We start from the raw sequence: 15,558 nt of genomic DNA, 5'->3' as shown, positions 1-15,558 counted from the left end.
TCACTTGCATGACATCGAGGATCGCTCGCGAGCCCTTGGCGCCCGTCGCACAGTATCCACCCGAATTGGTGACGCATTATCGGGAACGAGGCTACTGGACTGACGAGACGCTGGCCGGATTCATCACGGCCGCGGCCGCACGGCATCCCGACAACGAAGCGGTGGTAGGCAGCGATGCCACCGGGGCACAAACACGGCTGACGTATTGCGACCTCGATCGTCGCAGCTCGGCCGTGGCCGGAGGCCTGTCCGGCTTGGGTGTTCGCGCCGGTGACCGTGTGCTTCTGCAGCTACCGAACATCGTGGAATACGTCGAAGCATTGTTCGGTGTGTTGAAGCTCGGCGCCCTGCCGGTATTCGGGTTGCCGGCGCATCGCCGAACCGAAATCGGATACTTCTGCCAGTTCGCCGATGTCGCTGCCTATATCGTCGCCGACCGTCATGGCGGGTTCGACTACCGCGCACTGGCGCGTGAGGTGAACGAAGGCCTCGAGACTCCGCCTGTTGTGATCGTGGCCGGTGACCCCGAAGAGTTTGTCGGTTTCGATTCGCTGCGCGGATACGAGGTTCCCGTTCTTGCCGACGTCGATCCGTTGTCGGTCGCCTTTCTTCAGCTTTCCGGTGGCACGACCGGTGTTCCGAAGCTGATTCCGCGAACGCACGCCGACTACCTCTACTCGGTGCGGGCATCCAACCCGATCTGCGGCGTCGACGATTCGACGCGCATGTTGGTGGTTCTCCCTGCTGCGCACAATTTTCCGATGAGTTCGCCGGGCATCCTGGGTGTCTTCCACGCGGGCGGCACCGTGGTTCTGGCGCCGGACACCATGCCGTCCACAGCTTTCGGTCTGATCGAATCAGAGCGAGTCACGCACGCGTCGCTGGTTCCACCGATCGCATTGGCCTGGATGGCCGCCCCCAGCAAGGCAGATCACGACCTGTCGAGCTTGCGGGTTCTCGGCGTCGGCGGAGCGAAGTTCAGCGCCGAAGCTGCCGCACGCGTACCCACGGAGCTGGGCTGCACCCTTCAGCAGGTGTTCGGCATGGCTGAGGGTCTGGTCAACTACACCCGCCTCGACGACACGCAAGAATTGATCGTCAGCACGCAGGGCCGGCCCATTTCACCGGACGACGAGGTTCGTGTAGTCGATGACGATGGCGCGCTCGTCGAGCCCGGAACCACGGGGCACTTACTGACTCGGGGGCCATACACGATCCGTGGCTATTACCGGGCGGATGCGCACAACGTCGAGGTCTTCGACGCCGAAGGTTTCTATCGCACCGGCGATCTGGTCAGCGTCACCGATACGGGACACCTGATTGTCGAGGGCCGCGCAAAGGACCAGATCAACCGCGGCGGCGAGAAGGTGGCCGCCGAGGAGATCGAGAACCACCTGCTCTCGCATCCTGCTGTCCACGATGCGGCCGTCGTCGCTGTTCCCGACGAGTACCTGGGCGAGCGAACCTGCGCCGTTCTGGTGATTTCCGGAGATGCACCGACCGTCGGCGAGATCAAGCGATACATACGAGGCCGAGGCGTTGCGGCGTACAAGGTTCCGGATCGAGTGGAGTTCGTGACCGAGTTCCCCGTCACCGGCGTCGGAAAGACCAGCAAGGCGGCCTTGCGCCGTGTTCTCAGCGAATCGATTGCCGCACAGACTCTGTCGAGTTGATCGGTTCCCACCCCCACATTTTCGAGGAGATTCATCATGGCGCTACCCACAGCAGTGCGATACGAGATGCCCACCGAGTTTCCGCAGAATCGGGTCGACTGGACTCTCGATCCTTCCCGAGCGGTGCTGCTTCTGCACGACATGCAGGAATATTTCGTGAACGCGTACGACCGAAGCGTCGACCCGCTCCAAACCGTGGTTCCGAACATCGACCGGCTTCGTTCGTCGGCGCGAGCTGCCGGAATCCCGATCGTCTACACCGCGCAACCCGGAGATCAGGATCCCGAGGAGCGTGCGTTGCTGTCGGATTTCTGGGGACCGGGTCTGAAGGCAGATCCCGCTCACACCGACGTGATCGCCGAGTTGGCTCCGCATCCGGACGACGTGATGCTCACAAAATGGCGCTACAGCGCCTTCATCAAAACGGATCTGCGTGAGCGGCTGAGCGAGAGCGGGCGTGACCAGCTGATCATCACCGGAATCTATGCCCACATCGGTTGCCTGACTACTGCTTTGGACGGGTTCATGCAAGACGTGCAGATCTTCTTCGTGGGCGACGCGGTGGCCGACTTCTCCCTGGGCGAGCATGTCGGCGCCCTCGAGTACGCGGCCGGGCGCTGCGCCTCGGTCACCCGAACCGATGACCTGGTCAAGGCGATGAGCGCGGAAACGGTTTCGGCGTAGGCGTGAACGGCGACGGGTGCGCCACCCGTCGCCGTATTGTCAGGTGTGTGAAGACTTTGTTGGTGGTTCACCACTCGCCCTCGCCGACAACCCACGAATTGTTGGATGCAGTCCTTGCCGGTGCTCGCGATCCGGAGATCGAGGGCGTCGAGGTGAAGGTGATGCCGGCGTTGGCGGCGACGGTGCCCGACGTACTCGCTGCTGACGGCTATCTTTTCGGTACCACCGCCAATTTCGGATACATGTCGGGTGCGCTCAAGTACTTCTTCGACACCACGTACTACCAATGTCTCGGTGCGGTGTCGGATCGGCCGTACGGCCTGTGGGTTCACGGCAACAACGACACTGCTGGTGCCGTGTCGTCGGTGCGCAAACTCGCGACAGGGCTCGGGTTGGTCGCGGTGGCGGATCCGCTCGAAGTGACTGTGAGCGTGGACAAATCTGTCCGCGATGGTTGTTATGAACTGGGCGGAACCGTCGCAGCAACGCTGATGGACTAGCCTTCCACTTTCTCGTTTCGGTTCACGAAAGAGACTGTCCCGCAAGCGGTTGTAGAAGCGCGTGTCCTCTGGTGAACGCGTCGGGAGCCGTCGGTTCTCGGGTCACCGGCGAGGCGGATTCCCCGATTCATCGACATTTAGTTTAGGCTACCCAAAACGACGTTAGGTCACCCTTGGGTGACGTGTGTCCACAGACGAGGGGATCAGTGTGAGCGTTCTTCCAGGTTCGAACTCCGGAGCGGCAAACGAAGCTACGTTTGCTCTCACAGGAGCTCAACTCGGGATTTGGAACGCACAGAGGCTTGATCCCGAATCTCGGAGCTATCTCGTCGGTGAGGTGCTCGAAATCTCGGGCGACGAACCGATCGACACCGAACTTCTGACGGCCGCCATCAGGGCGACGATCGGCGAAGCCGAAACCATGCGACTGCGGATGATCGAGACGGCGGACGGCCCGCGTCAGTACATCTCCGACGAGCCGGTTGGCGTCATCCCGATCACCGACGTTCGTGACGAGCGCGATCCCGTAGCCGTGGCGCACGCACTGGTCGACGCCGAGCGCAGCCGAGCGTCCGAGTACTGCCGCCTGATGGTGGAGCGCCCTCTGTACACGTACTCGCTGATCAGGCTGTCCGATCGCGAGATCTGGTGCATCCAGCTCTATCACCACCTGATCGTCGACGGATACAGCGCAGCCATGATTTCGCGTCGTGTCGCCGCGCACTACACGGCGGCGAAGAAGGGAACCGACGTCGCACCAACGCGATTCGGTTCGATGAGTGCGTTGGTCGCCGAGGACGAGGCGTACCGGGCGGGCAACCAGTTCGTCGAAGATCGTGACTATTGGCGTGATGTCCTGACGCCTTTGCCTGCGTTGGACGGACGCGGCCAGCAGGTCACCGGTCCGGCGGAACGAACGATCCAGGTTCGCGAGGTCATCAGTGCCGACGCCCTCGGCCGCCTCAAAGAGGTGGCAGACGCGACGGGAGCAACGTGGGCCGAGGCGCTGATCGCCTGCTACGGCGCGTTTCTCCACCGGTTGCTCGGTGAGACGGATGTTGTCATCGCGATGCCACTCATGGCACGCGTGGGGCGCACGGCACTCAAGACCCCGGCCATGGCAGTCAACGTTCTGCCTCTCCGGTTGACGATTCGCAGCCACGATCGACTCGGTGACCTGAGCAAGCAGGTGGCCGCCACGATGAAAAGCCTGCGCGCACACCAGCGCTACCGCGGTGAGAATCTTGCTCGGGACCTGGGCGTCGCCGGCACGGGCGCACTGCTTCACGGGATCGGAATCAATCTCAAGGCTTTCGACTTCGCCCTCGATTTCGCCGGTGCTGTGGGTGTACTACGTAACGTCGCCGGAGGTCCGCCCGAGGACCTGGGGTTGACGGTCACCCCCATCGCGGACGGCGAAGTTCTCCTCGGGTTCGAAGTGGACGCGCGCACCAACACTCGGGATTCGGTTCAGCGTCGCCTCGCTGGTTTCGTGAGCATCGTCAACGCGATGGTGGGGGAGGGAGATCCTGCCGTCGGACAGGTGCAGATGATGCCGGCACCCGAAGCTGCGCGGATCCTTGCCGGCCGTGAAATTGAACCTGTGCCTGGCTCCGTCGCCCTCGTCCCGGACGTCTTCGACCGCATCGTCGCCGATCATGCGGATGACACGGTCCTGGTGTGCGGTGAGGAACGTCTGACAGGCGCAGAACTCGGTGGCCGCGTCCACAAACTCGCCCGGTTGCTTCGGGCTCGCAATGTCGGCCCGGACGACATTGTCGGACTTGCACTTCCGCGTACCTCCGAGATGGTGGTGGCTCTGCTCGCGACACTGAACGCGGGCGCAGCGTACGTGGCCCTGGATCCGCAGCACCCGGCCGAGCGGTTGCGGGATCTGATCGACGACGCGCAACCGAAAGTGGTGCTCACCACTTCCGCGCTGGCCGAGCAACTCGTCGGAGATTCTCGACCCGACCCGCTCGTACTCGATTCCGCCGCAGTGCGCGAAGAACTCCGTGCCCATTCCGAGTTTCCACTCGAACTCGGTGAACTGGCGACGGCGCGGCATGGTGATCACCTGGCGTATGTCATCTACACCTCGGGATCGACAGGCAAGCCCAAGGGAGTGCTGGTCAGAAGTGGTGGATTGGCGCACCTGCTTCACCATCACCGCGCCACCATCTACCGGGACACGGCCGAACGCGTCGGAAATCGGCAACTGCACACCGCGCATACGGCGTCGTTCGCCTTCGATGCGTCTCTCGATCAACTGCTGTGGCTGCTGTGTGGTCATCGGGTGCACGTATACGACGAAGAACTGCAGAAGGACGCCGTTGCCCTGGTTGCGGCGTTCGAGCGAGATTGCGTCGACGTGGTCGACACGACGCCGTCGATGGCGGCAGCGATGGTGGACAACGGATTGCTGCGTACGCAGCGGTTGCAGCTCCTCGTCGTGGGCGGCGAGGCGGCACCGCCCGCACTGTGGGACGCAATCATCGAATCCGGTGTTCCCGCTCGAAACCTGTACGGCCCCACCGAAACGACGGTCGACGCGATCGCGACCACGGTCGAAGGTGCCGGACCGCGTATCGGGTACCCGCTCGCGGGAACCCGCGCGTACCTGCTCGACAGCGCGCTCGAACCGGTCGCCGACGGCGAACGAGGTGAGCTCTATCTGGCCGGACCGCAATTGGCCAGGGGATACCTCGGTCGCGCCGGAGCGACCTCCGAGCGTTTTGTCGCAGATCCCTTCGGGGCTCCGGGAGATCTGATGTACCGCGCCGGGGACGTCGCGCGCTGGGTACCCGGGCGGGGATACGACTTCATCGGTCGTAGCGACAAGCAGGTGAAGATCCGCGGACATCGCGTCGAGTTGAGCGAGGTCGAGGCTGTTCTCGGATCGGTGCCCGGAATCGGCGCGGCCGCCGCGCTGATCCGTACGGATGGAGGACGGCCCAGCCTGGTCGGCTACGTTGTAGCCGCCGCCGGTACGACGCTTCCGCCGCAGGAAGAATTGCGCCGAGACCTCGCCGGTCGCGTACCGGATCATCTGGTTCCCGCCGCAATCGTCGTTCTGGACGAACTACCCGTCACGGTGAACGGAAAGCTCGATCGTGCGGCACTACCAGCCCCGGCCACCGAATCGGAAGGTCGCGCTGCATCCACACCACACGAGGAAATCCTCTGTGACGTGGTGGCCGAGGTGCTAGGCCGCGAGCGCGTCGGTGTGGACGAGGATTTCTTCGGCCTCGGTGGTGACAGCATCACGGCAATCAGTGTCAGCAGTCGCCTGCGGGTGCGCGGACTGGTCGTCGCTCCGAAAGAGCTACTGGCACAGCGAGATCTGGGAACCATCGCCGCTGCGGCGCGTGAGATTGCCGATGACGCCGACGCCGTAGCCTCGGTTGCGGACGTGGCGACCGGCACCGTGATCGCTCCGCCGATCGTTCGGGCACTGATCGACAAGAATCCGACAGACGAGGCAATCGCGGGCTACACGCAGTGGACCGCAGTGCGCATCGACGACGGCCTCTCGCTTGGCGACCTGCAGTCCGGCGTGCAGACGATCCTCGATCACCATGACGCTCTACGTCTGCTCCTGCGCCGTGACAATGACAGCGGCACTACCGAATTGATCGTCCGAGACGTCGGCGCGGTGCGCAGCGAGGGGCTCGTTCACGAGGTGTCCGACACCTCCGAGCCGTCCCGGATCAGAGAGCTCGCGGAGGCGTCGGCGGCGAGTCTCGACCCACGCGCCGGTGAACTCCTGCGAGTCGTACTGGTCAATACCGAGGCCGGTCGACCCGACCAATTGATCGTCGTGGCTCACCATTTGATCGTCGACGGTGTGTCCTGGCGAATTCTGCTTCCAGACCTCCACGAAGCTACCGATGCAGCGCGCGAGCGTAGGTCGGCCCGGCTGGGTGCTGGCGGAAGTTCGTGGCGCCGATACGCGGGGTTGCTCGCAGAATTCGGGACCTCGGGCAGCATGGCATCGGAGCTCGAGTACTGGAAGTCCGCGTCGGTACAGGCGGACGACGAGCCGATCGGCAGTCGTCGTCTCGACCCGAAAGTCGACCTCACCGCAACCGCCTCTCGCACGACAACTGTTGCACCCCCGGCTGTCACCGACGCGCTGTTGACCACGCTTCCGGCGGCGTATCGAGCCAAGGCCGACGAAGTGCTTCTCGCGGGTTTGATGCTTGCCTTGCGCTCATGGCAGCACGGCCGCGGCCTCATCGGCCTGCCCGCGCAGACAGTCACCGTCGAAGGCCATGGCCGCGACGCGCTCACCAGCGACACCGACTTCGCCGGAACCATCGGGTGGTTCACCAGTGAGTTCCCCGTCCGGGTTCCCACCGATGCACTGCTCACCGCAGACGATCTTGCCGACGCACTGAGCGGCGGAGCAGCTGCCGGGCATCTGCTTCGTGCGGTGAAGGAAGCAAAACGCGCCGTACCCGGAGGTGGAGTCGGCTACGGAGTTCTGCGGCATCTGGATCGCGACACCGCACCTGACCTTTCCGCGTGCGCTACACCTGAACTGTTGCTCAACTATCTCGGCCGCTTCCCGTCCCTACCCGGAACCGGATGGCGATTGCCGGAGCAGGATCCATTCGCGGTCATCGAACCGGCGAGCAAGGCAATGTCGGAAGTGCTGGCGCTCAACGCATTTGTCCGAGAGGACGACTCGACGACGCTGGCAGTCGAATGGACTGCGGCGGGTTCAGTGCTCGACGCCGCGACGATCGTCGAGCTGCAAGAGCATTGGGAACGTGCGCTCGCTGCACTGACCGCGCATGCCGCGCTCTTCGAGGGTGGTTTGACGCCTTCCGATTGCTCGGCGACGATCTTCGGCCAGGGCGCGGTGGTCGATCAAGCCGGGATCAACGAACTCGAAGCCGTCCACGGACCGCTTGCCGATGTACTTCCGCTGTCGCCGCTACAAGAAGGCCTCCTGTTCCATGCGGTCCGTGACGGCGAAGCAGACGTCTACACACTTACTGCACGCTTCGACCTCTCCGGCCCGTTGGACGAGGTGAAGTTGGCCGACGCGTTCGAGACCGTGATCGACAGGCACCCGAACCTACGCGCAGCTTTCCACTACGAGCAGTTCGAACGGCCCGTTCAGATCATTCCGCGCGGCGCAAAAGTCGAGTGGCGTTCGGTCGACCTGACCTCCGTTCCAGCTGACACTGCATTCCGCTCTGCAGATCAGCTCGAGGACGAGGCCGCCGATTACGTCTTCGATGTCAGTACACCGCCTCTGCTGCGTGCGCTGCTGATTCGGCTGCCCGGCGGGGTGCACCGTTTGGTCCTCAATGCGCATCACCTGCTCACCGACGGGTGGTCGACTCCGATCGTCCTGCGCGAGCTGATGAACGTCTACCACGACGGCGATGCGCACCTTCCTGCGCCGACGCCGTATCGCGACTACCTGGCATGGATCGCCGGCCGTGATCAGGACTCTGCCCGCGCAGTGTGGAGTGAGCGTCTGCGTGGGCTCACCGCGCCGACTCTCGTTGCCGACGCAGGGGCGCCGCGAAGTGTGCCCGTCGCGCTCGAGGTTCCTCTCGCGACATCGGACGCCGAAGCGCTGATCGAACTCGGTCGTGCGCGAGCGCTGACGGTCAACACCCTGGTTCAGGGTGCGTGGGCAGCGGCGCTCGCCGAAGCGACGGGACAGTGGGACGTCGTGTTCGGGGCCACGGTGTCCGGCCGACCTGCCGAACTCTCCGGGGTGGAGGGAATGGTCGGGTTGTTCAGCAACACGATTCCGGCCCGCCTCGACATCGTCGCGGATCAGCCCTTGCTGGATCAGTTCGTCGGTCTGCAGAACGCGCAGTTCGACATCGTGGACGTCGAGCACACCAGTTTGGCCGAGATCGAACGCATCGCCGGGATCGGTCAACTGTTCGACACGCTCCTGGTGTTCGAGAACTTCCCGAACTCCGGTGCGGGACAGCCTGCATCGCACACACTTCGAGTCGAGGGATTCACCAACCGCGGAGTCACGCACTATCCGATGACGTTGATGGCGCCGCCGAGCACCGGTCTGGATCTGGTCCTGTACCACGATCCGGCAGTTGTCTCCGAAGCCACGGCGCAGCGAATGGTCACACGGCTCGCGGAGATCCTGCGTGGGTTGCTGACCGAGCCGACAGCTCCCGCATCCGCGGTGCTCACGGTTGTCCGACAGGCAGCGTCCGTTGCCGATGCGGTGTCTGTCACGAAAAAGGTGGCTGTCACGAAAAAGGCGGCTGCGTCTGATCAAGCGATCGATGTCGATCCCGCGGTCGTCGATGCAGTGTGCGCCTGTGTCGCAACGGTGTTGGAGATTCCCGACGTCGATCCGGGTGACAATTTCTTCACTCTCGGCGGTCACTCGCTCACAGCGATGCGGTTGGTGGGAAGTCTGCGGAAGCTGGGAATACGCGTCGTCGTCTCCGATGTCTTCGACACCCCGACCCCCCTCGGTCTTGCCGTGGCCGCACGCGTCGATCAGAAGAAGTTCTCGCCGGATTCGGTTGCTGTCGTCGATCGACCCGCCGTGACCGTGGCGACGTTCCGCGCCCCGGCAGTGGCGGGAAATCCTGATCACGAGCGGTATTGGGTTCGCACGCTCGCGGGCTTGCCCCTCGAAACGGACCTTCCCTACGATCGCCCGCGCGGCGAAGAGTACCGCCCGCACACCTACGTTCGTCAGCTACGCGATGCTCGGTTCGGTGACGGATCAGGATTCGACGCGGTGCTGTTGGCCGCAGTGGCGGCGACGCTGAACGGCTTCGGTGGCGGTCGGGACCTTGCGGTCGGACTGTTCTTGGAAGGGACTGACAGCCTGATTCGGGTCGATCTGTCCGGTCGGCCGAGAATTGCCGATGTCGTTCGACGAGTCGAAAACGCTGTCTCTGAGGCACTTGCGCATTCTGATGTCAGCCTGGACCGAATCGCCGATCTACTCGGGCGTCCCACCAGCAGTCTGTTCGCTGCCCGTGTCGGTCACTCGCCCGGAAATAGCGTCGACCTCGAATTCGTCCGAACCGCAACAGAACTTCGATTGACGGTTGATGCCGGGCTGTTCGACGGCGCGACTGCGGACGCATTGCTCGACGGTGTGATCGCGGTCCTCGGTCACGAAAACAGCACTGTCGTCGCGGATCTGCGATTGTCGGAAAGCAAGTGGGATCGCGATCCGGGCCGACGCGCGACGCCGCCGTCGGGGATCTCGCAGTTGTTCGCTCGACACGTCAGCCGTCACCCCGACGACGTCGCGGTGATCTCCGGCGAGGTCGGAATTACCTATGGGGAACTGTCGGCGCGCGTCGACGAGCTGGCCCGCGAACTTCTCGCGGCCGGCGCCGGACCCGAGAAGGTAGTCGCCGTCGCGCTCGATCGAGATGCGGATCTGGTGGCCGGACTGCTCGCGGTACTGCGTATTGGTGCGGCGTACCTGCCACTCGACGTCGACTACCCGAGTGAGCGGCTCGAGTTCATGATCGAGGACGCGGCCCCGGTGTGTGTCCTGACCAGTATCGACAGCGCCGGGCAACTTCCGTCGACGGTCGCCACGAGTGTCTTCGTGGACGGTGAGTTCACCAACTCGGGCGTTGTGCTTCCTTCACCGCCCGCGGCGGGTGATCACCTCGCCTACATGATCCACACCTCCGGTTCGACGGGTCGCCCCAAGGGCGTGATGGTCTCGACGGGCAACCTCGCGGCCTTCGCGGACACGGTACTCGAGGATTGCTGGATCAGGCCGGGCGATCGCATCGTCGCGGTGACAACGGTGTCGTTCGACATCGCCGCACTCGAGTTGCTGTGCCCGCTCGCAGCGGGCGCGACTGTCGTGATCGCAGACCGCAGGACGGTTCGCGATCCGGATGCGTTGTCGGCGTTGATCATCGCAAGCAATGCGACAGTGATGCAGGCAACGCCGGCGCTGTGGCGAGTGGTCACCGAACACGAGAACGCAGTCGGGCTCGCCATGGTGCGAGCCCTGGTGGGAGGGGAAGCCCTCCCGCAGGATCTGGCTGACGATCTGGTGGCCAACGCTGCTTCGGTCCGGAATGTCTACGGACCCACCGAGGCCACGGTGTGGGCGACATCTTCGGTCATCACGACCGGCGACCGAGTCACGATCGGTCAGCCCTGGACCGACGTGCACGTGCGAATCCTCGACGACGACCTGCGTGAGGTTCCGGAAGGCGTTGCGGGCGAGCTGTATCTGGGCGGCGCGCAGGTGGTCCGCGGATACCTGAATCGCCCCGATCTGACCGTAGCTCGGTTCGTTGCCGATCCTTCTCTGCCGGGGGCACGCCTCTACCGCACCGGTGATCTGGTCCGACGCAGGCGAGGGGTTTTGCACTTCCTTCGTCGTGCGGACGATCAGGTGAAGGTTCGCGGTTTCCGCATCGAGCTCGGCGAGGTCGAAGGCGCGCTCGGATCGGTGGCCGGTGTGTTCCGCGCGGCAGCCACCGTCCGTGTCGATGCGGCGGGTACCGGAAGTCTGCACGGATATGTGGTTCCCGAAGGTGGAACCACGCTCGATTCGGTACTGGTGCGCAAGGAGATTGCGCGGCTGCTCCCCGAGCACATGGTGCCGCAGAGCATCACGGTGCTCGAAGCACTCCCGCTCACCCTCAACGGCAAGGTGGACCGAAAGGCATTGCCCGACACCGCGCCGGATCGTGTGCCGAGCCCACTCGTAGCCGTCGATGCGGATCGTCGGGCACGGCTCGAGTCGCTGAGCCCGGGATGGCAGGACGTGCTACCACTCGGTCCATTGCAGGAAGGCATGTACTTCCAGTCGGTTCTCGACGGCGCCGGCGGTACGGATGTCTATCACATGCAGCCGCGATTCGAGTTCTCCGCCGATGCTGCCGTCGACGTTCGCGCACTCCGAGCAGCGGGGGATGCGCTCTTGCGGCGCTATCCGAACCTGCGGGCCGGCTTCACACACGCCGGTTTCGACGCTCCGGTGCAGTTCGTGCCCAGGGCAGCCGAAATGCCTTTCCGCGAGATCGATCTGAGCGCAGTTGCGACCGAGGACATCGATCGCGAGGTTCGCGCCGTCGACGAGGCCGAATTCGGCACGCTCTTCGACTTGAGTGCACCACCACTCATTCGAATGGTGCTGGTCTGGTTACCGGGTGGGGGAGCGCATCTCGTCTTCACTCAGCACCACCTGCTGACCGACGGTTGGTCGCAGACCTTGATGTACGCGGAGTTGTTTGCGCTCTACGAGTTTGCTCGCACTCACGGCACGGACCCGGTTGGACTCGACGGCGCGCTCGACAAGCCTGCGGACTTCCGTGATCACCTGCGATGGATCGCCGAAGCGGATCGCACGGACGCCCTCTCGTCCTGGAAGGACTACCTCGCGGATCTCGAGCAACCCACACTCGTGGGTGGTACGGGATCAGGCGGACGCGCTCCGTTGCCGGTGTTCACCCGCGTTCAGCTCGAACAGAGCATCACCGAGCACGTTCGCGAGCTGGCCAGACGTAGCGGAGTGACGCTGTCCACCGTCGTCTCTGCGGCGTGGGGCCTGGCATTGCGCGCCGTGACGGGGCGTGACGACGTGGTCTTCGGATCGACGGTTTCGGGACGTTCACCCGAGGTCGAGGGCGCCGACCGCATGGTGGGCTTGGCGCTCAACACCATTCCCGTGCGTGTCCGGGTCCGGCCAGGCGAGGAGATCTCGGCGTTGCTCGGACGCCTGTTCCGTGAACAGGGTTCGCTGCTGGGGCATCACCATCTCGGGCTCGGCGACGTGCAGCGAAGCGCTGGGTTCGCAACACTGTTCGACACGCTCTACGTCTTCCGCAACACGCCTCGTGACGAACAGGCACGTCGAGACACGTTCGGGCGCAGTGGAATCGTCGGGTTCGACGCAGTGGACGGCACCCACTATGCGCTCACGCTCGACGTGGATCCGGGGGTCGGGGATGCGCCGATGGCGCTCACTCTCGAAAATCGTCCCGACCTGATTCCCCACGACGTGGCTCGGGACGTTCTTTCACGCACCATCACGATCCTCGAAGTGATGGCGAATTCCGATACCGCCACGGTGGCGGACACGGCGGTTCCGCTTTCGCGCACCCCCGCGGAATTCGCTTCGGAGCACATTGTGATGCCGCGGCCGGACCAGGCCGGCGGTAGCGTGGACGCCTTGCTCCGCGAAAGGGCAGCGGCAACTCCGGACGAGACGGCGCTGGTCTTCGGAGACGTCACACTGAGCGCAGCCGAGATGAACACTCGAGTGGACAGGCTGGCACGGATACTCGCTTCGGCGCTGGGGCAGTCGGTGCCAGGCGCGGGATCGACCCGTGTTGTGGCGCTCGCACTTCCGCGTACCGCCGATCACGTCGTAGCGATCTTCGCGGTCATGAGAACCGGAGCGGCATACCTTCCCTTGGATCTGGCTCACCCGCCGGCACGCCTGCGCGAACTGATCCTCGACAGCGATGCGGCGCTGGTGATCACCACGACTCAGACGCGTGACCTTGTTGTTCCGGACGGACAGGTATGTCTGGTCCTCGACGACCCGGACGTAACCGGGGTACTCGACGGGCAGTCCCCGGCACCTGTAGTCGACGAGGCCGCGGTGTGCGGGCCGACCTCACCGGACCAGCCTGCCTACGTCATCTACACCTCGGGCAGTACCGGAAAACCCAAGGGCGTCGTGGTGGGTCACCGCGGGTTGACGACGATGTATCACAATCACAAGGCCGAGATCTTCACTCCGACCGAAAACAGTGTGGGTGGCCGACGTTTGCGCATCGCGCACACAGTCTCGTTCTCGTTCGACATGTCGTGGGAGGAACTGTTCTGGTTGCTCGCGGGGCATGAAGTTCACGTGATCGACGAGCAGGCGCGACTGGACCCCGCGTCTCTGGTGAAGCATTACCGCGAAGTCGGTATCGACGTCGTGAATGTAACCCCCTCGTATGCACGGGAACTGATGGCCGCCGGTCTCCTCGACGGGGAGCGGACGCCTGTGTTGGTGATGCTCGGAGGAGAAGCTGTACCTGCCGAACTGTGGTCGCGATTGCGCGATCAGGACGGTGTCGACGGGTACGACCTTTACGGGCCGACGGAGTTCACGATCAACGCGATGGGATCCCCGGTTCAGGGGAGCGAGACACCGTGCTTGGGTCGTCCGATTCTGAACGCGTCCGCGCGGGTACTCGATTCGGGGCTGCGGGAGGTTCCGATCGGAGCGGCGGGCGAGCTGTACATGTCCGGTGACGGCACGGCGATGGGTTACCTTCACCGGACCGCGCTGACATCTTCCGTATTCGTCGCTGATCCCTACTCGGTCGGTCACCGCATGTACCGCACGGGTGACGTCGTTCTGCGTCGCCGCGACGGCGAACTCGAATATCTGGGTCGCGCAGACCATCAGGTCAAGATCCGAGGCATTCGGATCGAATTGGGTGAAGTGGAATCCGCGCTGGCGTCGTTGCCGGGAGTGTTGAGAGCGGCAGCGTCAGTCCGTAGCGAAGGCGGTGGGCCGCCGCGACTGGTCGGGTACGTCATCGAAGAACCCGGCGCTGATGCAGTCGATCTGCGAGCTGCGTTGCGGGAACGCGTACCGGCACACCTGGTTCCGTCGGACATCGTCGTCGTGGATTCGATCCCGCTGACGCCCAACGGAAAACTGGACCGCGGTGCGTTGCCGGCACCCCCCGCCCGAGCAGCGGCCCGAGCACCGCGAACCGAGATGGAAAGGCAACTGTGCCAGGTCTTTGCGCGGGTACTCGGCGTCGAGGCCGTCGATCCCGAAGAGAGCTTCTTCGATCTCGGCGGCGACTCGCTTCGAGCCATGCGACTGGTGGGGGAGATGGAGCACGACCTGTCGGTGAGCGTCGGTGTGGGAACGCTGATGGCCCGTCCGACAGTTGCAGAACTTGCAGCACACCTTGGCGAGTCGGCGTCCGAAATCGATTTAAGTCGCGATCGCCTTCTGACACTCCGAGCCGAAGGCAGCGAAGAACCACTGTTCTGCGTGCATCCGGCCGGTGGATTCGCTTGGCCCTTTGCACCTTTGATCGGTGTCCTCGAGGCTGACCGTCCACTGTTCGGCCTGCAACTTCCCACAGTTGCCGGTGAGCCACTCGAACCGACGAACGTGGACCAACTGGCAGCGATGTACGTCGAGTCGATTCGGGGCGTTCAGCCGAGCGGGCCGTACCACCTGCTCGGCTACTCGTTCGGTGGCAACGTCGTTGCCGCGATGGCGGCTCAGCTGGTCGGTACCGGCGAGAGGGTGGAGTTCGCCGGTCTGATCGATACTCATCCACTGGGAGATCGTGACGATCGCGGTCGCGACGATGCCGACGACCGAGATCTGGCCGCCGCCCTGCCACCCGAGATCCTCACTCAGGCACCGGGACTGGTCGAGGCTGTTCGGGCGGGTTTTGATGCCACTCGTTTGCTCGTGGCCCGCTCGACTGACACAACCCACGACGGACCGGTTACTCTGATCACCGCCGACGCCGAGGCGTCCGGACAGCTGCTGGCCGATCGCTGGCGCAGAGTCCGCGGGGACCGGGACATGGCAGTACACCATCTGCCGTACGACCACGCCGGATTGGTGACCCCAGCCGGGTGGGCGGCCATTGCCCCGCTGCTCGACAGCCATTTGTCGAAACGCACGGCCACATAGTTTGAAAACCACACAGTTGAAACACAATGGG

Annotated in this window: 4 protein-coding genes; all 4 read left to right on the top strand. The window is 64.0% G+C overall.

The window, feature by feature from the left end; genetic code table 11:
- The first annotated feature begins 8 nt into the window (after positions 1 to 8).
- The 4 genes from AC2ETI_RS02690 (at position 9) to AC2ETI_RS02675 (ending at position 15,527) form a co-directional block, all read left to right on the top strand.
- Entirely contained in the window at positions 9 to 1,673 is a 1,665-nt protein-coding gene (locus AC2ETI_RS02690; RefSeq protein ID WP_483633528.1) for a (2,3-dihydroxybenzoyl)adenylate synthase, read from the top strand.
- A 36-nt stretch (positions 1,674 to 1,709) separates the two neighbouring features.
- Positions 1,710 to 2,357 carry an isochorismatase family protein gene (locus AC2ETI_RS02685; protein WP_269577293.1) on the top strand — a complete coding sequence of 216 codons (648 nt, stop codon included), beginning with the start codon at positions 1,710 to 1,712 and terminating at the stop codon, positions 2,355 to 2,357.
- A 47-nt stretch (positions 2,358 to 2,404) separates the two neighbouring features.
- The gene (locus AC2ETI_RS02680; protein ID WP_003942217.1) at positions 2,405 to 2,857 is read left to right on the top strand and encodes a flavodoxin family protein; all 453 of its coding nucleotides are present in this window, start codon (positions 2,405 to 2,407) and stop codon (positions 2,855 to 2,857) included.
- A gap of 208 nt (positions 2,858 to 3,065) precedes the next feature.
- Positions 3,066 to 15,527 (top strand): amino acid adenylation domain-containing protein, encoded by a 12,462-nt coding sequence (locus tag AC2ETI_RS02675; RefSeq protein ID WP_483633527.1) that lies wholly within the window; start codon positions 3,066 to 3,068, stop codon positions 15,525 to 15,527.
- The last annotated feature ends 31 nt before the right edge of the window (positions 15,528 to 15,558 follow it).

It is taken from the genome of Rhodococcus sp. MurmanLake-1, assembly GCF_056945715.1.
The sequence above is the reverse complement of the archived record's forward strand: the minus strand, read 5'-3'. Positions and strand labels throughout refer to the sequence as shown.